General features: G+C 60.8%; 18 protein-coding genes. 13 read left to right on the forward strand and 5 right to left on the reverse strand.

What is annotated here, in order from left to right; genetic code table 11:
* Nucleotides 1-150: 150 nt before the first annotated feature.
* The 5 genes from FHS54_RS04855 (at nt 151) to FHS54_RS04875 (ending at nt 6,729) form a co-directional block, all read left to right on the forward strand.
* Entirely contained in the window at nt 151-1,959 is a 1,809-nt protein-coding gene (locus tag FHS54_RS04855; RefSeq protein WP_167302715.1) for an ATP-dependent nuclease, read from the forward strand.
* A 37-nt stretch (nt 1,960-1,996) separates the two neighbouring features.
* On the forward strand, nt 1,997-3,670 hold the full coding sequence (locus FHS54_RS04860) for a UvrD-helicase domain-containing protein (RefSeq protein WP_341785958.1): 1,674 nt from the start codon (nt 1,997-1,999) through the stop codon (nt 3,668-3,670).
* Nucleotides 3,671-3,795: 125 nt separating this feature from the next.
* Nucleotides 3,796-5,061 (forward strand): DNA (cytosine-5-)-methyltransferase, encoded by a 1,266-nt coding sequence (gene dcm, locus FHS54_RS04865; protein WP_167302717.1) that lies wholly within the window; start codon nt 3,796-3,798, stop codon nt 5,059-5,061.
* Between the two features lie 31 nt (nt 5,062-5,092).
* A complete protein-coding gene (locus tag FHS54_RS04870; protein ID WP_243855693.1) occupies nt 5,093-5,503 on the forward strand; it encodes a very short patch repair endonuclease in 411 nt (136 codons plus the stop codon).
* Nucleotides 5,500-6,729 carry a type II restriction endonuclease gene (locus FHS54_RS04875; RefSeq protein WP_167302719.1) on the forward strand — a complete coding sequence of 410 codons (1,230 nt, stop codon included), beginning with the start codon at nt 5,500-5,502 and terminating at the stop codon, nt 6,727-6,729. Before FHS54_RS04870 ends, FHS54_RS04875 begins: the two co-directional genes overlap by 4 nt.
* On the opposite strand, the gene FHS54_RS04880 is transcribed toward FHS54_RS04875, so the two are convergent.
* From FHS54_RS04880 to FHS54_RS04895, 4 genes are read right to left on the reverse strand one after another with little or no spacing between them, the layout of a single operon-like run.
* Entirely contained in the window at nt 6,687-7,535 is an 849-nt protein-coding gene (locus FHS54_RS04880; RefSeq protein WP_167302720.1) for an HNH endonuclease, read from the reverse strand. The genes FHS54_RS04875 and FHS54_RS04880 overlap by 43 nt on opposite strands.
* On the reverse strand, nt 7,525-9,132 hold the full coding sequence (locus FHS54_RS04885; RefSeq protein WP_167302721.1) for an ATP-binding protein: 1,608 nt from the start codon (nt 9,130-9,132) through the stop codon (nt 7,525-7,527). The genes FHS54_RS04880 and FHS54_RS04885 overlap by 11 nt, the downstream gene beginning before the upstream one ends.
* An 8-nt stretch (nt 9,133-9,140) precedes the next feature.
* Nucleotides 9,141-9,557, reverse strand: a complete 417-nt coding sequence (locus FHS54_RS04890; protein WP_167302722.1) for an EcoRII N-terminal effector-binding domain-containing protein — start codon at nt 9,555-9,557, stop codon at nt 9,141-9,143.
* Complete coding sequence (locus FHS54_RS04895; RefSeq protein WP_167302723.1) at nt 9,558-11,450, reverse strand: DEAD/DEAH box helicase; 1,893 nt, start codon at nt 11,448-11,450, stop codon at nt 9,558-9,560.
* 411 nt (nt 11,451-11,861) lie between these two features.
* Between FHS54_RS04895 and FHS54_RS04900 the strand changes: the two genes are divergently transcribed.
* The 3 genes from FHS54_RS04900 to FHS54_RS04910 all read left to right on the forward strand — a co-directional run bounded on the left by FHS54_RS04900 (nt 11,862) and on the right by FHS54_RS04910 (nt 13,902).
* Nucleotides 11,862-12,815 (forward strand): DNA N-6-adenine-methyltransferase, encoded by a 954-nt coding sequence (locus tag FHS54_RS04900; RefSeq protein WP_167302724.1) that lies wholly within the window; start codon nt 11,862-11,864, stop codon nt 12,813-12,815.
* Between the two features lie 140 nt (nt 12,816-12,955).
* Nucleotides 12,956-13,495: an SOS response-associated peptidase family protein gene (locus FHS54_RS04905; protein WP_167302725.1), complete on the forward strand. Its 540-nt coding sequence runs from the start codon at nt 12,956-12,958 to the stop codon at nt 13,493-13,495.
* A complete protein-coding gene (locus FHS54_RS04910) occupies nt 13,492-13,902 on the forward strand; it encodes a DUF1810 family protein (protein ID WP_167302726.1) in 411 nt (136 codons plus the stop codon). Before FHS54_RS04905 ends, FHS54_RS04910 begins: the two co-directional genes overlap by 4 nt.
* A 276-nt stretch (nt 13,903-14,178) precedes the next feature.
* Here the strand turns inward: FHS54_RS04910 and FHS54_RS04915 are convergent, their stop codons facing one another.
* On the reverse strand, nt 14,179-15,153 hold the full coding sequence (locus tag FHS54_RS04915; RefSeq protein ID WP_167302727.1) for a hypothetical protein: 975 nt from the start codon (nt 15,151-15,153) through the stop codon (nt 14,179-14,181).
* Between the two features lie 168 nt (nt 15,154-15,321).
* On the opposite strand from FHS54_RS04915, the gene FHS54_RS04920 reads away from it, so the two are divergent.
* From FHS54_RS04920 to FHS54_RS04940, 5 genes are all read left to right on the forward strand, one after another.
* On the forward strand, nt 15,322-16,254 hold the full coding sequence (locus FHS54_RS04920; protein WP_167302728.1) for an ABC-three component system protein: 933 nt from the start codon (nt 15,322-15,324) through the stop codon (nt 16,252-16,254).
* Nucleotides 16,251-16,502: an ABC-three component system middle component 6 gene (locus FHS54_RS04925; RefSeq protein ID WP_167302729.1), complete on the forward strand. Its 252-nt coding sequence runs from the start codon at nt 16,251-16,253 to the stop codon at nt 16,500-16,502. The genes FHS54_RS04920 and FHS54_RS04925 overlap by 4 nt, the downstream gene beginning before the upstream one ends.
* Nucleotides 16,499-18,265, forward strand: a complete 1,767-nt coding sequence (locus FHS54_RS04930) for an ABC-three component system protein (RefSeq protein WP_167302730.1) — start codon at nt 16,499-16,501, stop codon at nt 18,263-18,265. The genes FHS54_RS04925 and FHS54_RS04930 overlap by 4 nt, the downstream gene beginning before the upstream one ends.
* 534 nt (nt 18,266-18,799) lie before the next feature.
* On the forward strand, nt 18,800-20,464 hold the full coding sequence (locus FHS54_RS04935) for a sensor histidine kinase (protein ID WP_167302731.1): 1,665 nt from the start codon (nt 18,800-18,802) through the stop codon (nt 20,462-20,464).
* Nucleotides 20,461-21,117, forward strand: a complete 657-nt coding sequence (locus FHS54_RS04940; RefSeq protein WP_208404791.1) for a response regulator — start codon at nt 20,461-20,463, stop codon at nt 21,115-21,117. The genes FHS54_RS04935 and FHS54_RS04940 overlap by 4 nt, the downstream gene beginning before the upstream one ends.
* Nucleotides 21,118-21,177 lie beyond the last annotated feature (60 nt).

Here is a 21,177-nt window from a genome sequence, read left to right on the forward strand (position 1 = left end):
GTCACTCGGTGATGTGTTGGTTAGCGAGGGGCTAGCCCGAACATGGAGCGGCAGGCGGGAGCCCTGGTGCTGAACGTCAGCGAATTCAGCCGCACAGGTTAATTGCCTGCCAGCTCAACCTTCATCTTTACGCTTAGGGGGAAAGATTGCATGCGCGTTGTTCGGGTCTACATCGAGAATTTCCGTGGAATACGGCTTGCAGACCTCCACTTCGAAGGAACCACGGTCCTCCTCGGTGACAACAATACCGGCAAGTCGACCGTATTCGAGGCGATCGAACTGGCAATGGGCGCGGATCGGCTATCGCGCACTCAGGCGATAGATGAGCATGATTTCCATGGTGGGCGGTATCTTGCCCAACCGGATCAGCCAGCGCCCAAGATTGTCGTCGAAGTAATAGTCGCCGGGCTCGACCAACAGCATTGCGATCGCTTCCGGGCCAATCTGGAATTCTGGCACACCGCCAGCCGCTCCCTGATCGGACCTGGCAGAGCGGCCCAAGCGGGGCAAGCCGGCGTAGAACCGGCGGTCCGTATCCGTTTCGAGGGCGCCTATGATCCGGACGGGGACGAGTTCACCGCGAAGACATGGTTTGCAGTGCCCCATGCCGAGGATGGCACACCGACCAGCGAATGCCGATCGAGCGACAAGCGCGAATTCGGCTTCCTGCATCTTCGCGCTTTGCGCACCGGGAGCCGCGCGCTCTCGATGGAACGCGGCTCGCTGCTCGACGTGATCCTCAAGACCTATGAGGTCCGGACGCGCATGTGGGAGGGCCTACTCGATAATCTGCGCGGCCTCGACGTCGTCGGTGCGAACGATCCCGAATTTGGTCGCATCCTGACGGCCATTCAGGAGGCTATGCGCGAGATCGTGCCGGGTGAATGGGCCGACGCGCCGCATCTGCGGGTATCGGAGCTGACCCGTGAGGATCTGCGCCGGGTGCTGAAATCGTTCCTAGCGACCGGCGTGCCCGGTTACGCGGCCCCATTTCAACATCAGGGCTCGGGCACAATCAACGCGCTCGTCCTAGCGATGCTCGGGCTGATCGCCGAGCGCCGGAACGGCCGGGTCATCTTCGCGATGGAGGAGCCGGAAATCTCCTTGCCGCCGCATGTTCAGCAGCGGGTGGTCGACAAGGTCCGGGGACTGGCGTCGCAGGCTCTGTTCACTTCTCACTCGCCCTATGTGATTGAGCAATTCCAGCCCGAACAGATGACGGTGATGCGACGCGACCAAACGGCGCTCCTCACCGCGACGGCCGTAATCCTGCCGCAGAACCTGCGGCTGAAGATCTTCCGCGACGGGTTCCGAACCCGCTTCTGCGAGGCGCTTCTCGCCCGCCGCGTTCTCGTCGTGGAAGGCAAAACGGAGTTCGTCTCCTACAGCGCCGTCTCGCGGCGCGCGGCGGAATTGCAGCCGGGGCAGCACAAACGTCTCGATTCCCTTGGCTGGGTGCCGTTCGATGCCGGCGGCGAGACCGCGGTCGCGTCGTTCGCCGCATTCTTCCGCGGGCTAGGCAAGACCGTCGCCACGATCTTTGATCGTCAGAATCCCGGCGCGGCCGCCGGGATCCAGCTGGCGTGCGATCGCGCATTCGAGCAGCCCTATGCCGGGTTCGAGCATCTGCTGCGCGATGAAGTCGCGCCCGCCATGCAGCGCTGGTTCGTCCAGTGGCTTGTCGATGAGCGCGAATGGCCGGCCGCCCTGGCGGGCCAGGTGCCCCCGGATGGGTCGCCGGACGCGGCCTATTCCGTACCGTTCCTTGCCCTGTTCAAGCACAAGAAGGGCGATGACTATCTGACGCTCTTCTTCAGCCAATGTCAGATGGGCCATTTTCCGCAGACCATGACGCAGATTCTCGGTCAGTTAAGGGCGATGGTGGAAGCACCGCCGCCGCCACCTGTCCCGCTGCCGCCAATACCGCAGGCCCCCATTCCGCCGATGCCGGGCGGCTAAGCCCTTGGCTCTCGTCCTTTGCGATCAGCGCCGACGCTTGTTGGCGACGGCAGGCAACATTCTGGTGCGAGGCGGCGCCGGGTCGGGGAAGACAACGATCGCGCTGGCGAAGGCCTGCGCGGATCTGGAGACTGGCCGGCTCGGCGCGGGGGGCAAGGCGCTGTTCCTGAGTTTCGCGCGGGCGACGATCGCGCGCGTTGCCGAGCAGGCGACGGCGACGATCCCGCGTGAGCTGATGGCCCGCATCGAGATCAACACCTATCACGGCTTCGCCTGGTCGATACTCAAGAGCCACGCCTATCTGCTGTGCGCCAGGCCGAACGTCTCGCTGTTGCTGCCGGCGCAGGCGCGCGATCGGCTCGCTGGCCTGACCGGCGCAGCGCGCATCACCGAACAGCGGAGGCTTTTCGATGAGGAAGGGTTGATCGCCTTTGACCTGTTCCCCAGCCTTGTCGCGGAGCTCCTTGAGGCGGTGCCGTTGCTGGCGCGGGCCTACGGCGGTGCTTACCCTTTCATCATCGTCGATGAATTCCAGGACACGAACGCCGACGAATGGCGGATGATCGTCGCTCTCGGCCGACAGAGCCGACTGATGGCGCTCGGCGATCCGAAGCAGCGTATTTACGATTTTAAGGGCGCAGACCCTCGCCGGTTCGATGAATTCATCGCCGCATTCCGGCCAAGCGAGTTCGATTTTCAGGGCGAGAACCGCCGCAGCGCAGGGACAGACATCACCCTTTTTGCCGATGCGATGCTGACGGGCGTTTTCCGGCCACAGCCTTATGCCGGCGTCACCGTTTCCCAATATGGTGGGCAAAGCCTGCGCCCGCTGAAAGAGTCGATCCTCCGGACGGCCAATCGGCTGCGCCGGGGAGGCGATTGGTCGCTGGCCGTCCTCGTGCCGGCGAACGTGCTCGCGACCAGCATCTTCGAATATATGGCGAAGGCCGAACATGGCCTGCCGAGCTATCCGGTCGAACTGCTCGTCGCGGCCGAGGGGCCGATGCTGGCAGGCGCAATGATTGCACTGTTGCTCGAACCGCGAGATCCCGCAATCGCGCTCGGGCCGCTCGCCCTAGAAGCCCTTGCTGCATTCGAGGTCGGGCGGAGCGAAGCGGCCTCTGCCGGCGCGATTACCAAGGCCGGCAGACTGCGCAAGACCGCACGAGCCGTTCGCGAGCGCGGTGACGCTGGCTATGGCGCCCGAGGCATTGGCGCGGATCTTCAGCAACTCCTAGTCGCAGTCGAGGCGCTGGTATTGACTGGCGATCCCGTGACGGACTGGCGCGCGATCCGCGCCTTGTTCGCAGCCAGCCAACGAGCGGAGCTGCAGGCGGTCGCAAAGGAGGCGCGGCACATGCGACTACTTCGTCGCGGAGCTCAGATCGAGGGGCGACTGGCGGAAGCGTGGCGCGAGCACGGAGCTTACCGCCATGCCCGTGACCTGTTGCGCGCGGCAGTCGTGGAAGATCAGTTTGCCGCCACGGCCCGTCCGCATCGCGGGGTGACGGTGATGACGATCCACAAGGCGAAGGGGAAGGAGTTTGACGAGGTGATCGTGTTCGAGGGGCTGTTCCAGCGTTACCTTCGGCCGGGCGGTGCCAATGAAGAGCGAACAGCGAGGTTCAACCTCCATGTCGCGGCAACCCGCGCCCGGGCAGCCGTCACGATCATGACCCCCTCGCGTGATCCCTGCCGCCTCGTTCCGTGAGGGAGGTGACATTACGAGCCATCCTCATGCAGAAAATGTTCGCATTGCATTCCGCGTGGGGTTGACGTGGGGATTCCCAGGGGACAAAAAGTCCGGTGAGTTTCCCCATGCCGAGAGTGCAAAGAATGAACGAAATCCTGTCGGCGTCACGGTTTGAAGTGCTTTTGGAAGCGCGAACTCTCTTCACGCAGCGCGAGTTGGCGGAGCGGTTGGACTACAACCCAAAGCAGATAAGCCGGTGGGAGAAGCGCGAACTTGAGATTCCCTTGGCAGTCGTCCCTGCGCTTCAACGGATTATCGGAGGTCATAACGTCGCCAGCCACGGCGACAGTGATTTTACTTTTATCGACCTGTTTGCGGGCATCGGAGGGATCCGGCTCGGATTTGAAGCGATCGGCGGTCGCTGTGTTTTTACGAGTGAATGGGACGATTATGCCCAGAGGACATATCGCCGCAACTTCGGTGAGGATCATCCCATCGCGGGTGACATAACCAAAATTGATGAGTCTGACATCCCGGACCATGATGTGCTTTTGGCTGGTTTCCCCTGTCAGCCCTTCAGCTTGGCCGGCGTTTCAAAAAAGAATGCTCTCGGTCGACCCCATGGCTTCGAATGCACCACGCAGGGAACTCTCTTTTTCGATGTGCAGCGCATCATCGCCAAGAAACAGCCAAAGGCCTTTTTACTTGAGAATGTGAAAAACCTTGTCAGTCACGACAAGGGTAACACTTTCCGCGTGATCATGGACGTGCTGGAGCGGCAGCTGGGATATACGGTCAAGCCAATGGTCGTCGACGGGAGGCGCTTCGTGCCGCAGCACCGTCAGCGCATTCTGCTCGTGGGGTTCAGAGAGGACGTCGGGTTCGAGTGGGAGGAACTGCTGGCGACCTTTCCGGAAGTCGCGGGTGGCCCGAAGCTCAGATCCATCCTCCATGCGGAAAACGGAAGCGAGAAGGATGGCGATCAGGGCCGCTTTCTTCTTCCAAATGGTAAAGTTCAGCCAAAATATGTGCTGACGGACCGGCTTTGGGCATATCTTCAGGGATATGCTGAAAAGCATCGTGCGGCAGGCAACGGCTTCGGTTGTAGCGTCGTTGGACCCGACGAAACGAGCAGGACGCTGTCTGCGCGCTACTATAAGGATGGTTCGGAAATCCTGATCTATCGGGGCAAGGGCAAGAATCCGCGCCGGCTGACCCCAAGGGAATGCGCGCGTCTGATGGGCTATCCGGAGACGTTTGAAATTCCCGTCTCGGATATGCGGGCATACAAGCAATTCGGAAATTCCGTTGTTGTGCCTTTGATCGAAGCGGTAGCGCGCGGCATGAAGCCGGGGATCATGAAGCTGGTTCAGCCTGATGGGGAGCGGCTAGCCGTCGCGAATGGCTGACACGGTCGACGCGGCCACCCGAAGCCGGATGATGTCCGGCATCCGGGCTCGCGATACCAAGATCGAGGTGGCTATCCGCAAGGCGCTATTTGCCCGGGGGTATCGCTACAGGACGGACGTCCGCCGTCTTCCGGGCCGACCAGATATAGTATTGCCGCGCTGGAAAGCCGTCATCTTCGTCCATGGGTGCTTTTGGCACGCACATGACTGCGGCCTTTGTCGCATTCCAGCGACACGACCAGAATTCTGGAAGGCGAAGCTGGAAGGAAATACGGAGCGTGACCGCCGGAACGAAGGTGCGCTCAGGGAGGCTGGGTGGAGAATTGCTACCGTTTGGGAATGTGCCTTGCGGTCCAGAGGATCCGAAGCCGTAAGAGAGGTGGCCGGACAGCTGGATGACTGGATCAGGGGGCCGGAACAGATGATAGAGATCCGCGGGTGAGGAGCGGCCACCTTTCAGACTATTTTCGACAGATCGCCTGGAAGCGACTGACCGCGGTTGACGCGGATCAGCATCGTTCTCATCAGCACGAGTTCGGGGGTGTGGGCGCCCTGCGCACCATGCTTGGCGAGGAAGATCGCCGAAATATCCCGACTACATTCATTTATCTGGCCGACGACGATCCAGAGCCGCTGAGAGAGCAGGCGTGGCTCAGCTGGTACGATACGCGCCGAAAGCAGAGCCATCGCGGTCCGGAGTATCGCCTGTATTTTCCGGACACGGTCGTTTCAGACAATGCAACCGAGGGCGACCTCCTCATCATTGGAGTTCGGCCGGACGATTCGCTCATGGCCATCATCGCAGAGGGCGGATCGACGATCGCTGGCCAGCTCCTTTGGCTCTTCGGCGTGGACCATGCTCATCCGGGTTATTCGGTGAAGGGGGAGATTGAAACCAACCAGCTCAGCTTGGAATTCGCTTCGCGTTTCATCCTCGAAGAGCTCGGCGTGGATGTCGAGTCCGCTGACGACGACTACCTCGACCAGATGAACCAGCGCTTTGGCACCAGCTTTCCCGGCACTCGAGAATTTTCTAATTATGCGCGCGAAACGCTCGGCGATCTCGACGTCAAGGGTGACCCTGACGGAGCGCTGATGGCACTGGTGGAGCGCGAGGAGGTATTGTTCCGCACATTCGAGCGTCACCTCATCGGCGACCAGCTCCAGGAAGGCTTTGACGAAGTCGACGATTTTGTCAGGTTCAGCCTCTCGGTCCAGAACCGTCGCAAAAAGCGCATGGGCGCGGCTTTAGAGAATCACCTTGAACATATGTTTCAGAAGTTGGGAATCAGGGCAGACCGCAATCCGGTCACAGAGGGCAAGTCAAAGCCGGACTTCATATTCCCGGGCATTACAGAATATCGTGATCCCGCTTTTGAGACCCAGCGGCTGACGATGCTGGGGGTGAAGAGCACCTGCAAGGATCGCTGGAGGCAGGTGCTATCCGAGGCAGACCGCATTCCAGACAAGCATCTGTTGACGCTCGAGCCCTCGATCAGTCTGGCCCAGACCGACGAAATGCGTCGGCAACGGCTCCAGCTGGTCCTGCCCTCACGATTGCACGGCACTTACGCGCAGAGCCAGCAGTCATCGCTCTTGTCCATCTCGATGTTGGTTGAGATCCTTCACGACCGGGACAGCATCGCCCGCAGTTCTTCGATCGAATAGGGCGGTGCGCGTCGATGGGCGACGCTGTGGCAGTTCGGGCAGAGCGGCGCCAGATCGTCCCGCGGGTTGATGATGTAGCCGGGTCCCAGCTCAGAAACCGGCGTGAGGTGATGGACCTCGATCAGCCCCGCGGCGGCATCGCCGTAAAGGATGTCCAGCTGCAGATCGCAGGCCTTGCAGGCATAGCCGTGGATGGCAAGGGCTGCGGCGCGATTGCGCCGGTCGCGTTCGTAGCGGTTGACCTCGATCCGAGTCTTGGCGCCCTCGGGGAGGCCCTCGACATCGGCCTCCGGAATGTCTTCGTCGTGCGGTTCCAGGGGGAGCAAGGCGAGAACGGCAGCCGCAATCCGCGCAGTCCACCGCTCGATCAGACGACTGTCGCCCTCTTCGTCGCCCTCGTTGATTGCCAGCATGCCTCGCCGGACGACAAGGCCCATGCTGCGCCAGGGCGACGACCATGTCGCGAGCGCGTCAGCCGCGACTGCACCACCGTTGACTGTGAAATCAACTTCCGCGCCATCGGCCCGGCATTTCTCCAGAACGGCCGAGAAGGTCGCGCGCCCCGTCTCATCGGCCGAGCCCATTGCCTCGACAAGGCCGCCGGCGAAGGTGCCGGGCAGGAGTTGGACATCGAGACGGCGCCAGCCCACCGTCGCGCGGATCGCAAAGGTACTGGCCTTGGGATGGCCGGCAGGATGTAGCTCCAGCCAGCGCCGGCCCTCGCCATCGCGGCCCTCGCTCCCCTCGAAATCCAGCCCGGCCTCGGTCGATACCCGGCCGGCAAGCGTGTGCGGATCAGGCGACATCCTTCTCGATCTCTGGGTCTGGCAGCGTTTCGACCAGCTTCTCTAGGATGCGCGAGACCTCATAACGCAGATCACGGAACAGTTCGTTGGTGTTGTCGCGGACCGTCGAGTGCTCGGCGACGCAGAGCGCCCACAGCAGGGAATCGAGGCCCTGCATGGTGACGCTTTTCGAGAGGTTTGGGACATATACCTTGCTGTAATAGGGATGGCTCGTGTTGATCTGCACAGCGCGATGCTGCTCGATCATGACTGGCTGGAACAGCAGGCCGTTGGTGATCCCATTGACCGGCTGCACGAAGACCTCGCCTGGTCGCTGAGCCTCGGCCATCGGCAGCTTTAGCCGGAACTTGCCGTGCTGATTCTTGATGACAACCTCGCCCGTATTGGGGTCGGCGACGTTGACCTCGGCCCCGCCGGCGTCGGCCTCGCGGTTGCGGATATTGTTGTTCGAGTTGTCGTGCGCACCCTCGCTCTTCTTGGCGATCTTTTTCTGCTCGCCCTCTCGCCGCCGGCGATTCGCCTCGCGGCGCGGCGCGGGCAGGAACTGATCCTCCAGCCATTGCGCCAAATCTTCGTTGAGAATGATCTGCGACTTCTTGATATCGAGATGAAAAGCATCATCGAGCTTATTGTCGAAGGAAAATTCGACGCGGATCAGGTTGTAATGCGGTTCCCTGCGATAAATTCCGAGCCAGTCGGCCGCGTGAATCAGGCGCTCCTCCCGGTAAATGTAAATTCCCTGCGTGTCATTGCCCACACGGGCCAAAGCCGCAGCCTCTTTCGATGGAAACTCCTCGTCGCGTGGCAGAATATAAGCCTTGACCGTGAATTCAGCGGTGCTCCCGTCCGCCAGCTCTGCCGGCACGGTCTGCTGCGCCACGAGCTCAGAATAGTGACGCTGGAACGGATCCCAAGCCTCGACGGGTTTGCCGTTCAGCTCAATCTCGACGTTCGCCGCGCGCTTGTCCTTCGTGTCGAGGAATCGCTGATAGATCATTCCGAGGTGCTGGCGGAGATCGTCTTCTTTCGTTTGAAGAGCCTTCTTCGCCCATCCGGCCTTCTTGTCCTCGAAATCCTTGATGAGTCGGTCGACCTGTTCCCAGAGAACAACTGTACCGGCGTGGTAAGGAGCTACGGCGTCGAGCTGTTCAATCGCTTCGGGATCGCAATCGTCCGTTAGAAGCAGCTCCCACGACTTCGCCACGGCGACGTGGTTCAGGTCCCACGTCGCCATAAGGGGTGAGGTGTCACCATCGGGACGTGAGATCACCGACAACCGCTTGCAGAACGCGGTTGATGCCGTTTTCAGGCCGAGGCCATATTTGCCGAGGCTGGCTGCGCTCGGCCGGGCAGCCGAGCCGTACTGCATGGCGTTTATCAGGCCCTGCCTGTTCATGCCGTCGCCATTATCGACGATCAACAGCCTGATCTTCCGCTGCATGTCGGCGCTGAGCCATAGCTGGACCTTGGTCGCATGCGCCGCGATCGAGTTGTCGACGATGTCCGCCACGGCCGTATTGAATTCGTAGCCCGTGTCCCGCAGTCCCTCAATCATTCGCTCCGGATTTGGCGGCAGGTTGATTGGCTCGACAGTCATGATTCCCCCTATATCTGAAATACGCGCCAGCCCGACCCGAGCTTTAGAACGCCTGCTTCATTCAATGCAGCCTGCCGCTGCCGGCGATGCGAAATCTGGTAGCGGTCGCCGTCGTGCGACAGGACGATTTCATCCCCGACGACCAGTCCGGCCTGTCGGATGTATTTGGTCATCCGGGTTAGCCTGTACTCGTTGCGGGTCCCCTCAAAGAATTTGCCGTTGTAATAGATGAAGGCAAACTCCCAGAAAGTTCCGCTACTGTCGAGAAAGCGCAGATGACAGCGCGGATTGTATTGCGATGCGTCGAGCTTCGGGAAGAACGACAGGATATTCTCTTCCTTGGGGACGAGGATGCCGGCCTGATGGCCGCCCGTCTCGCCCGTGTCGTTTTTGCTCAGGAGCTTGGCGATACTGCGCTCGGGCATTCAGTTTCCCCGCTTTGCAAGTGGCGAGCGGCCAAGGGCCGCCACGATGTCAGCATAGTCGTCGTCGCCGCCCTCGACACCTATCACCGCCGTGCCGGAGATTGCCCGTTTGCGCGTTAGGCGCTCGTCAATTACGTCCTCGACCGTATTGGCAACGAGCAGTCGGTGGATCGTGACCGGGCGATCCTGCCCGCGCCTGTGGGCGCGGGCCGAAGCCTGGTCCTCTAGGGCCGGGTTCCATTCGGGATTGTAGTGGATGACGTGATTGGCAGCGGTGATGTTGAGTCCTGCCCCGCCCGCTCTGGGGTTCAGGATCAGGGCCGCCCCGCCCTTCACGGCCCCGAAGGTGTCGATCAGCGGCTGCCGGTCGTCGATTGCAAGGCGGCCGTCGATGATGCCTGTGAAGGCGTTATGCCGGCGCGCGATATGCTGCGCGATCAGGTCGGCCATGCCGGTGAAGGACGTGAATATGATGACCTTCTCGCCGAGGGCGAAAATTTCCTCGACCAGCTCGTCGAGCCGGCGGAACTTCGAGAAGGCCATCGGGTCGCCGGTCGCATGCTCGTTGTCGGTGAGGACCGGATGGGCGCAGAAACGCCGCATCGCCGTGAGGGCCACCAGCGTCGCGGCCGCGCCGTACTGTGCCGCGATCCTGTCTCGCAGCGCGTCGTAACGCGCGGCCTCTTCCTCATCCAGTTCGACCGCCTGCGGAATGTCGATGCGCGGCGGCAGGTCCTTGGCGACCTCGGCAACGCGCCGGCGCAGCATAAGCGGCGACACCAGCGGCTCCAGCGCGGCGGCGCCATCGACATCATCTTGGAAATGGGTCTGGAAGGTGCCGGCATCGCCAAGGTGTCCCGGCAGGACAAAATCCATGATGGACCACAGGTCAAGCAGCCTGTTCTCGACCGGAGTGCCCGTCACGGCAAGACCTACCTTCCGCGTCAACGCCTTGACCGCCTTGGTCCGCTGGGCAGCGGGATTGCGGATATATTGCGCCTCGTCGAGGACAATCACTTGCCAGTCGATCATGCTCAGAAGGCTATTGTCACGCACCACGCTGTCATAGGACGTGACGACAACATCATAGCCCTGCAGGTCGGCCGGCCGCCCGGTGCGATCGGGCCCGTGATGCTTCAGGACCTTGAGGTCAGGGGCGAATTTTTCGATTTCGCGCCGCCAGTTTTCGAGCAGCGATCCCGGTGCTGCGATCAGCGCCGGCCGCAGCGGCCCCGCCCCGCAGTCCCGCAGGGCGCTGATAATCTGCAGCGTCTTGCCCAGTCCCATCTCGTCGGCCAGCAGCCCGCCTACCTGTTCCGACAAGAGAAACTTCAGCCAGCGCCAGCCCGAAGCTTGGTAGGGGTAGAGCGTGGCGTTCACGCCCTCTGGCAAGTCCTCGCCAGCCGGTGTGAAAGCTAGGGGCGAAATGTTGCGATCGGCGAGATTGTCCTCGATCAGGCCACTGGCGGTAGCTTTTCTGATCGCGAGGAACGATCGGAGCGAACCAGCACGGCCAAGCGCCACGCCCGAGGAAGACAGCATCGCAATTATTTCGGAACTCTGGTCAGGCTCGACTGGATACCAGACGCCATCCGCGACCACATGACCCCTCTCAAGATCGTCCGGCTGCAGCGTGATCGTCTTCCCGCGGCACGACCCCGAAAGCGAAAAGACCGGAACGCCATCACCTTCCGCGTCGTCGATCACGACAACAGGATCGAGCGGATATCGGGACGGACGCAGTCCCTCTACTTGCGCAGGGATCCATTCCTCGCTCGGCTTTTTCTCGATCAGCGCGCGATAGACTTCATCGACCTTCGATACACGGGCGTTGCCGTCAGGATCGAGCAGCCAGAGTTCTTTTCCCCTGATATCCCATGCGCCTTCGCCCATACAACCTACATGCCAACTCTTTAGTGCCGCCTTGCGAGGCGAATCCTGCTTTCATCTGCAGCATTCCCCTCATCCAGCCACCTTATGAGATTTGGCTGAAGTTGGCAGTCAATTTTGCTTCCGCGGTTTGATTCGTTTGCGGCGGCGGCGGACCAGCTAGAACGGCAACTTTCTGCCTTTTAGATCCGGAGGACACATTCCGGACAGTCCCCAGCCATGGGCATTCTGGGGCCGAGTTTGCTGCTGGTGAATGAAGGGCAGCTCGGGCCAGTCCCGGTCCCGGAGGAGACTTACTGGATCGTCCGCAGGCCGGGACAGTGTAGCGAGAGCTTACGGCGATCTACGAATGACTGGTCTGGGCGTAGCCAGACATTCCCATTGGCGTCTGCGATCGGCAGGAATGTCCGACTTGTGCCCCTCAATCAGATCAGCAATAGAGCAATATGTGATCTCATTTGGTATCATATTTTGATCGATCATCTAAAGGAGGCTCGGCTTCAAAGAGGGTGGTCGCAGGCGACGCTGGCGGCGCGTTCGGGCGTCAGCGTTCAGGCGGTGAAGCGGCTAGAGCGCGGTATAGGCAGCCTCGAAACGGTCATGAGCGTCATGACCGCGCTAGACTTCCATTTGATGGGACTGGGTGAAGGCGGCACCTTACCCGAACAGTTGAAATCCGCACGGCGCAAGCGGTGCTTGTCAATTACGACGGTCGCGACGAAAGCGGGATTGTCGCGCGCAACAGTGGCAAGCCTTGAACAAGGCAAGGCCACGGTCGGTAGCTTGATCAAGGTGCTCGCCGTGGTGGCACCCCGCGCTCGCCGCAGAGCACCAGAGCGTGCATATTGGGGACAGGCGAACAAAGTCGATCGCGACAGCCGCTTTACGCCTCCGGAATTTATGGAGGGCATTTATGCAGCATTTGGTCCCGTTGATCTCGACCCATGCGCCAACATTCACAGCCCCGTCATTGCGAAGCGTAAAATCTTACTCAATGAGGGAGGTGACGGACTGACGGATGCATGGTCCGGCGATCTAGCCTTTGTGAATCCGCCTTTCTCCCGGCTACTTGTGTGGCTTCGCCGCGCTCATGAGCAATGGCATTCAGGCCGTATCAGGACTGTAGTTTGCCTAGTTCCAGTTCGAACAGATTCCGCATGGTTCCACGAAACGCTGAGCATTGATGCCGATATGTTTCTGCTGCGGGGACGAGTGCGTTTCTTGGACGCCTCCGGTAAAGGCCAGCACACGCCCTTTTCCCTCATGCTCGTGACACTGGGCGCGACGGAGGAACAGAAGCAGCGTTACGCGACACTCGTTCCTGGCTATTGGTTGACGCGAAGCAACGCCGTTGCTGGATTCCTTTAATAGCGCGTGACTCAAGCAGCATTGCGAAAGGCTGGACCTCTAACGCGCGAAGCTGCCTGCCTCGGCGAGGTTGGTATAGGCTGGAGGTCGACATCGCCTCGATCGCCGAGGATTTCGAGGACCTCAAAATCAAGATCAAGATGCCCGAGGGCAAGCCCAATGTGCCCGCGCGGGAGGACATCAAGATCACCGATGTTGCGCCGATCGTCCGGTCGATTGAGGATGAGCGCGGATCAGGCGAGCTGGTCAACCGGCGATGGAGCTGGCCAGGTCCCAAGGGCAAGCCCGTTTACAATTTCCGCTCTGAAGGACGCGCGTTCGCCTCCAACCGCTGCCTCATCCTTGCCGACGGCTTTTACGAGTTTACTGATCCCGCTGACCCCAGGCAGAAGCGGCTCGACAAATGGCTCTTCACCATGACCGATCACCGCTGGTTCTGCATCGCGGGCATCTGGCGGGATAGTCCGCAGGGGGAAGCATTCACCATGCTGACCATGGATGCAGGTTCTGATGTCGCGCCCTATCATCACCGGCAGATCATCCCCTTGGCTCGCGATCAATGGGCTGACTGGCTTGATCCGAAAGTAGCCGCTGCTGACGTGCTGCGCTGGCTGCCCCGAGGCAGTCTGCCGGTCACCCAGGTCTATGGCACGCCGCCAGCCCAGCGAGCGCTGCTGTGACAACAAGCGGCGCCACTCTGGCCCGCTTTGTCGAGGCTCAGGCGAACAGCTATTCAGTGGCTCTGGCCGAGATCCGCGCCGGCGCGAAGCGCTCGCACTGGATGTGGTTTGTTTTTCCTCAGCTGCGTGACTTGGGGCACAGCCCTACCGCGCACTATTATGGCATCGCTTCGATGGAGGAGGCACGTGCCTATCTAAATCACGAACTGCTTGGACCCCGTTATCGCGCGTGCGTGGAAGCACTGTGGCAGCTTGGGACCAGCGATCCCGTTGCCGTGTTCGGCAGCATCGATGCGATGAAGCTGCGATCATCGCTCACCCTGTTCGACGCGGCGAAACCCGATCCGCTGTTCGCCAGCGCGATTGCCGGGCCTGCCCGACAGCGAGACGCTCGCCAACCTCACTGATCTTCACAATGTCTTTGGCCGCCGTGCCTATATGGCGCTGTCCTTCCGGCGTCGCCCGGATGACCTTGCCCGTCTGCACGGGCTTGATGCCATGGCGCGGCAGGCAGGCGTACACAGCGTCGCTACCGGCGATATTCTCTGTCATACACCCGAAGCGCGGCCGCTGCAGGATGTCATGACCGCGACCCATCGTTCTCGAAAGCACTCATTCGCTGCTTTGGCATGCTGATTAGCGTGTTCGGCGGTCCCGCCACTGGCAGGAGTTTAGAGAGGGGTTCAATGCAGCCAAACGTAGCCCCTGCGCTGATAAGCGACGGTGCCGTCTGACCACCGTGCCTCCATGGCTCCGTCGCGGCTGTGGAGCCGCCGCCAGCCCATGAACTGCGCGCTGGGCGCGCGTATCGCCTCGCCCAGCGCGAAAGCATCCGCGAGCTTTCCCGGGTGCGGAGACCGGACAGCCTGCCGCGCCGCGATCTTTGCTGTGATCGAGGCGACGACCTTGGAGATGATCGATGCCGACTTGGTCTGCTTGATGATGAAAGGTCGCGACAGGTCGATCCCTGCCGTCTGCAGCATCTGATGCAGGATATCCTGGTTCTCACTGCCAACGCCCATTGAGGCAGCGAGATGCTGAAAGTTTCCCGGAAGACTGAGCGCATAAATCTCACTGAGCTGGAGCGGCGTGCGGAGCACGACCTCGCTTTGCGTGAGATTAAAGTGGTGCAGGCCGACCGCTTCTGCTCCTCCGTTCGCCCTGTATGCATCTGCCGCCGCTACAAAGGTAGGATCGGCCCAAAGCGCAGAAATATTCAGGACTATATCGTTCGGGCCGGGTACGTGCGCGAAGATCGCGCCACTAGCCACGTTCGGCTGCGCAAAAGAGAGATCGTCGCCGAGACGTTCGATGTAGTTGTAGTCGGAACTCCAACTCGTCGCGCTACCTTCGTCCAGGGTGCCTGTCAGAAAGAGCGGAGCGAGCTCCGAGAGGTCATCGGTTTTGTAGAGGTGCCGTTTGCGATAAAGCTTCCCGTTGAACTGGCGAAACTGCGCAGGAAGCGTAGCCGCCTCTTGCTCAAGCGCCTGGGCAATTGGCAGTCGAGCGGCCTTATCGCGCCTCCAGCCCCGCTGCCATCGGCCGAGTGCATCGAAGAAGTTGATGGTAAATATGTTGCCCCCCCGTTTTCGGCTGCCCGGAGCATCCGGTGCCGCCGTATACTTGCCCCAGCCGATGCTGCCATCGGACGTAGGCATCCGCAATGGCAAGCAGCTTCCCAGCTTGGGCGAGCGGTCATCGCCACGTCGGGATGAAGCAAGCCATCTCGACTAGCGCGACGCGCTCCCCTTCGTTACCTATGGCGCAGGTTCGCTCGCGAGCAAAATCGCGATGTCGAATTTTCATGAGGGGGCGTTTCTGTAGCCATGGCGATGCAGCCGATTCAGCGCTGGCAATATCGGGTTGCATTCGATTTAAAGGTTCGCAACGCCTACGGGGTCGCGTTCCAGGATTTCTTTTCGACTGTGCTGGAGGTGCGTTACGGCAGCGACTTCATTCGAGTCCGCCCCTTTGGCTCGCTCGGTGACAAAGGCTGCGACGGCTATCGAAGCACTGCCGGACAGGTTTTCCAATGCTATGGCAAATTGGAAGATGCGGCGCCCAGCGCCACCGGCATCGCGAAAAAGATTGTCGACGATTACGTGCTTGCCGGCGGCCATCTCGGGACGATTATGAAGGAATGGCACTTCGCCCATAACTTGGTTAACGGCCTGCCGGTCGAGGCCGTTCTCAAGATCGAAGAACTCAAGGCCGCTGGCTCGCATGTCGTCGGCACATATGGGCCAACGAGCCTCTGGGCCATCGTGGAGGAACTACCCGACAGCGCCCTGTTCAGTCTGCTTGGTCCCACGGCGACGGCCGAAGACAGCCAGAACCTGAAGCTGGAAGAAGTCAAACTGCTGACAGAATCGTTGATGGCGTCGATCGCGACAGGCAGCCCCGCCAGCGGGGAGGTTAAACCCGTACCGGCCGACAAATTGGCCTTCAACAAGCTGCCAAATCACTGGGTCCAGCTGCTGACCGCGGCGTCGAGCAATGGGCCATACCTGCAGCAATATTTCGACCAGCATCCCACAGTGGAAACCGGGGCCGAGATCGCACGGGAATTCGCCAGACGATATGCGGCGTTGAAGCAGGAGGCGCTCGCGCCCGGCGACATCATGGACGCACTGTACGAGCAGATCACCGGGATGGGATCGGTCACCGCCGTCAGACAGGTCGCAGCCCAGGCCGTGTTGGCGTATCTGTTCGATGCCTGCGACATCTTCGAGGATCATCCCGACAAGGTTACGGCATGATCCTGCCCTCCAAGCACATCCCAGAAAGCCGCTCGCTCGCAGCGATCGGCGGTGAAATCCTCGCTCAGCTCGAGGAACCGCGTGCGGTCTCGGAGATCTGGGAGCGCGTCGTGTCCGCGCGTCGAGCGGCTGGGCGCGGCGCTGCGTTGCCCTATGACTGGTTCATCCTCGCGCTGACCTTCCTCCATGCGATCTTTGCCGTCGAACTGTCGCAAGGGCTCATCCAGCGCATCGAGGCTCGGCGATGATCATCGCGATCGAGAGCGACCTGCCGAGTTTCAAGCCGGTCCGGCTCGGGCCGGGCCTGAACGTCCTGCTCGCCGACAAATCACCAAATTCCGGCGAGAAGCAGACGCGGAACAGTGCGGGCAAATCCAGCCTGGTCGAACTCATCCACTTCCTGCTCGGCGGCAAGTCGGCTGGCGCCCTCCCATCGCACGACGCCTTGAAAGCCTACACCTTCTACGGCACTTTTGCGTTTCGGGGTGGTCGGCTCCGGGTCGGCCGGTCCGGCGACGAGCCGTCGAAGATCATCGTCGACGAGGTTGCAGCTACCGCCTTCGGGTTGACCCCAAAGCTGGACAAGAAGACCGGCCTGCACTGGATCTCGAACGAGGTCTGGAAGGAGTTCCTCGGCAACCGGCTATTCTCGCTGCCATTCCCCACCAGGGGAACCGCGTTCGAACAATCCTACACCCCGAGCTTCCGATCGATGGTCGCGTATTTCGTTCGACGGCGCGGCGGGTTTCTGCGGCCGGAAAAACACGCCGAGAAGCAGGGGGCATGGGATAGTCAGGTTAATCTATCCTACCTGCTGGGGCTTGATTGGACGATACCGTTCGAACTCGAGAAGGTCCGGCAACGGGAGAACCAACTCAAGGAACTCAAAAAGGCCGCGACGGCTGGAGCGGTCGGCGACATTATCGGCACGGTGGCAGAGCTGCGCCCAAGGGTGGTTGTCGCGGAAGCGAACGTCGAGAAACTCCGGGCGGATTTGACGGCATTCAAAGTCGTCGACAGCTACCGGGAGATGTCCGACCGGGCCGCGGCGATCCGTGGCGAGATGCTTGCGATCGAGCGGCATTTCGTCACGCTGAAACAGACTCTCGAGCATCTCGAAGCCAATTACAACGACGAGAAGCCACCCGCCTCGACTGACCTCGATCGCTTGTACAAGGCCGTCGGCATCGAGCTGCCGAACATCGCGATCCGCCGGTTCGAAGAGGTTAAGATCTTCCACGAGTCGGTGGTGTCGAACCGGCGCAAGCGGCTGGAACAACAGATCGAGGCGACCCGGCTGGAACTGGCGGATGGGGAAGCCCGATCGGCAGCGCTGGATGCCGAACGCAGCGAGATCCTCCGCTTCCTCGAAGGCAGTGGTGCGCTGGAAGATTTCACTGCGTTGCAGGAGCGCTTGGCAGCGCAAGCCGTCGAGGCGGCCGCTTTACGCGAACGCTACAAGGCCGCCGAGATTCTCGAAGGCGAGAAGACAGAGCTGGAGGGCGATCGCATCAATCTCAAACGCCGGCTGCAGGAGGATCATCAGGCCCGGCGCGCGCAACTCGACAAGGCGATCCTGTTCATCGGTGGAGCCATCGCCGATCTGTACGGCGATCGAACGGGGGAGTTTGTCATTGCCGCCAGGGACAGTGGCCCGGCGTTTGAGATTACGATTCAGGGAGACCGGGGCGGGGGCATCTCGCAGATCGAGATATTCTGTCTCGATCTCGCTTTGTTGTCCCTGACAGCTGACGCGAATCGCGGTCCCCGTTTCCTCGTTCACGACAGCCACCTGTTCGACGGCGTCGACGAGCGTCAGGTAGCAAAAGCCCTCCAGCTGGGAAAAGCGGCCGCAGACCGCATCTGTGGCCAATATCTCGTCACGATGAACTCGGACGTTTTCGACCGATTGCCGTTGCCGGGATCCTTCGATAAGCAGGCGTTCGTATTGTCGACGCGCCTCTCTGATGACGGCGAAGATGGCGGGCTCTTTGGGTTCCGATTTGACTAGCCGCACAGATAGTGTCGTCGACATCGGACTCGTACCTTCCGTATCTTTCCCTCAAATCGTTCACCTCGTCGATCCAGGCGACCATCTCCCGTTCGCTTCACCGGGTGCGAACGGCGAAATCTTATACCTGTCGCCCTCCGGCTCAAGTTCTGTCGCTCTGCAAACCCGGTCGGCCGCGAATTGGACGTCGGCTTCTGACAATTAGCTGCAGTTCAGCAAGTTGTTTGCGAGCGGCAGAAATGTCCCAGACCCGGTCCTTCTTGGTGGTCGGCCGCTGGCTTGGGCGAAAGTCCGCTTCAAAATGCAGCATCCCGAACGGTAAGCGGCAGAGAATGGCGCCTTGCGACCGTTAAGCTGCCCGCGGGATCAGGATTTCCCAATGATTTGGGTGCCCATCGCTTTCATGTTGGGTGCACCATTTCACCGCAATGATTTGCGGACTGAATGATCGGCCCGTTTGCCGCCCGAGCATGACAAGTCATCCACAATCGCATTTGTGTAGCGGCGGACTTACTGACAAATTGCCGCGCAGATATGGCAACGCGCAAACTATCCGGGTTCGTACCGATCCAACCGCCGGGCGGGATATGGCGGTCTTTGCGGGAGCGACTGCGGGTCAGCCCTTCTCCAGAAAGGCTCATTTCTACTGGCAGGCTGGTGGCGGTGCTCTTCGCGGCGCTTGCCATTTTTCTTGACCCTACACGGCCCGCCGGTTTCCTGAATGAAGCGCATTATCTGCTGGCTGTGTATCTGGCATTTTCGTTGTCGCTGGTGATTGCGCCGCCATCATGGCCTTTCGGAAGCAGCCTGCACCTGATTTCCCATGGGGTCGATGTTCTCGCCCTGGCGGCGCTGGTCTATCTGACTGATGAACTGAGCAGCCCATTTTTCCCGTTCCTTCCCTTCATCCTGTTGGCGACGACACTGCGCTGGGGAATTTTAGGGGCGGTCATCGGGGCACTGGCCATGGAAGCCCTTTTGCTCGCGATCGGATGGGGCGATCTTTGGGATGGAGATTCCGAACTCAACGTGTTCATCATGCGGTCCGCCTATTTTCTGGTAGCGGCAGCCATGCTCGGCTATTTCGGAGCGTGCCGGGCCAGCAACAGCAAACGTTTCGCGCAACTCGCCAGTTGGTCCTTCGCACCGGCCACGACGGACGCGCAGGTTTGGCTGACGGATTTGCTGGGCCATGCTTCTGGCCTGTTGCGCGCTGAGCGGCTCGTCCTGATTTGGCAAGACAAGAAGGGGGCAAGCGGTTCGGTGGCGCTGTGGGGACCGGAAGGACTTCGCTATAGTGCCATCGAAGACCCGTCTTTCTGGCGGACACATGCCGCCAGTCTTGTTCAAAATCCGCTGTCCCGAAAAAAGGAAGTGGCGCAACTGCAGGCGATCGGCGCTGCCCTGCAGTGGCCCAACCTGATCATCGACGCGGCGATGGTGCGTTCCGCGCACTTTGCGGGCGCGACCGCCGTCGGGCGGCTCTATGTGGTGGATGCCAATAATCGTCATGAGGATGCGCAACATCTGACCCAGATCACCGCCCTCAGGATCGGACATGAGCTGGAGCGCCTGGCGCTGATCCGTGCCGTCGCGGACAAGGCGCGGGACCAGGAACGGGTGCGCCTGACGCGGGACCTGCACGATAGCGTCCTGCAGGAGCTGACGGCTGCGTCCCTGAAGTTGAAGGCCGCGCGCGCTGCCATGCCGGAGGAAGCGCGGGAGCCGTTGAACGGTGTCAGCCACATCATGGCGGAACAGCAGCGCCGCATCCGCCTGTTCGTTGAAAACAGCCGCACGCGGGAGTCATTGCCCTTGCGCGACCTGTCCCTCTTGCTCGCGGAACGAGCCGACGAATTGTCCGATCAGTGGGGCTGCGACATCGCGCTTTCGGTGCAACCGCCTGATATGGAGGCACCCGGCAGCCTTCATCGGGAACTGACACAGTTGTTGAATGAAGCTACTGCTAACGCCGTTCGCCACGGTGGTGCCACTCGTCTTGCGGTCGAACTGCAGCAGCAGGACAAAGGCTTGTGCCTGACCATAGTGGACAATGGATGCGGCAGGGTTCCGTCAGCCGATGATGAGCCGACATGGCCCCGGTCGCTCCGCGCGCGGGTGCGGGACATGGGGGGTCGCCTTGCCATCACACGCTATGCGCCGGGACTTGCCATGAAGATCGAGGTGCCGTTGCCATGATCCGGTCGGTCTTTCTGATGGACGACCACCCGGTCGTACTTCGCGGGCTGGCCGATCTGGTCGCGATGGAGCCGGATTTTCAGGTTGTCGGCAGCACGACCGAAGGCGCCGGTGCCTTTGCGATGATTGATCGGCTGAGACCGGATATCGCCATTCTCGATATCAATTTGCCCGATGTCAGTGGCCTTGCGCTGTTAAGACGGCTTTGCGCGGCAGACCTGCCGGTTCGCGCCGTTTTTCTGACGTCGCTGATCACGCCGGCGCAATTGTCGGAAGCCATCGCCAATGGCATATGGGGTATCGTCCTGAAGGAAGCGGCTCCAGATACGCTGGTCGATTGCCTGCGCGCCGTGGCCGATGGCCGACGCTGGTTGCCCGCTGAAATCGTGCGCAATGCCGATCCTCTATGGGATGAGGATATGGCATCCTCCACCTTCGACGCCCTTACGCCGCGCGAACGAGAGATCGCCAGCCGGGCATGCCGCGGTCTTTCCAACAAGGAGATTGCGAGGGAATTGGGTGCCGGCGAAGGTACGGTGAAGATCCACCTGCACAATATTTTCCAGAAGCTGCGCATCACAAATCGCACCGCCATGGCCGCGCTCTATTTTGAGCAGACGGGCGAGGCAAAGGGGGATGCCTCAAATGGATAGGCCCGCTGCTTTTTGGAAGTATATAAATCCATGGATTCCGGCCTTCTTCACGAGGTCATA

This window comes from Sphingobium vermicomposti (assembly GCF_011762025.1).
GTDB classification, from domain to species: domain Bacteria; phylum Pseudomonadota; class Alphaproteobacteria; order Sphingomonadales; family Sphingomonadaceae; genus Sphingobium; species Sphingobium vermicomposti.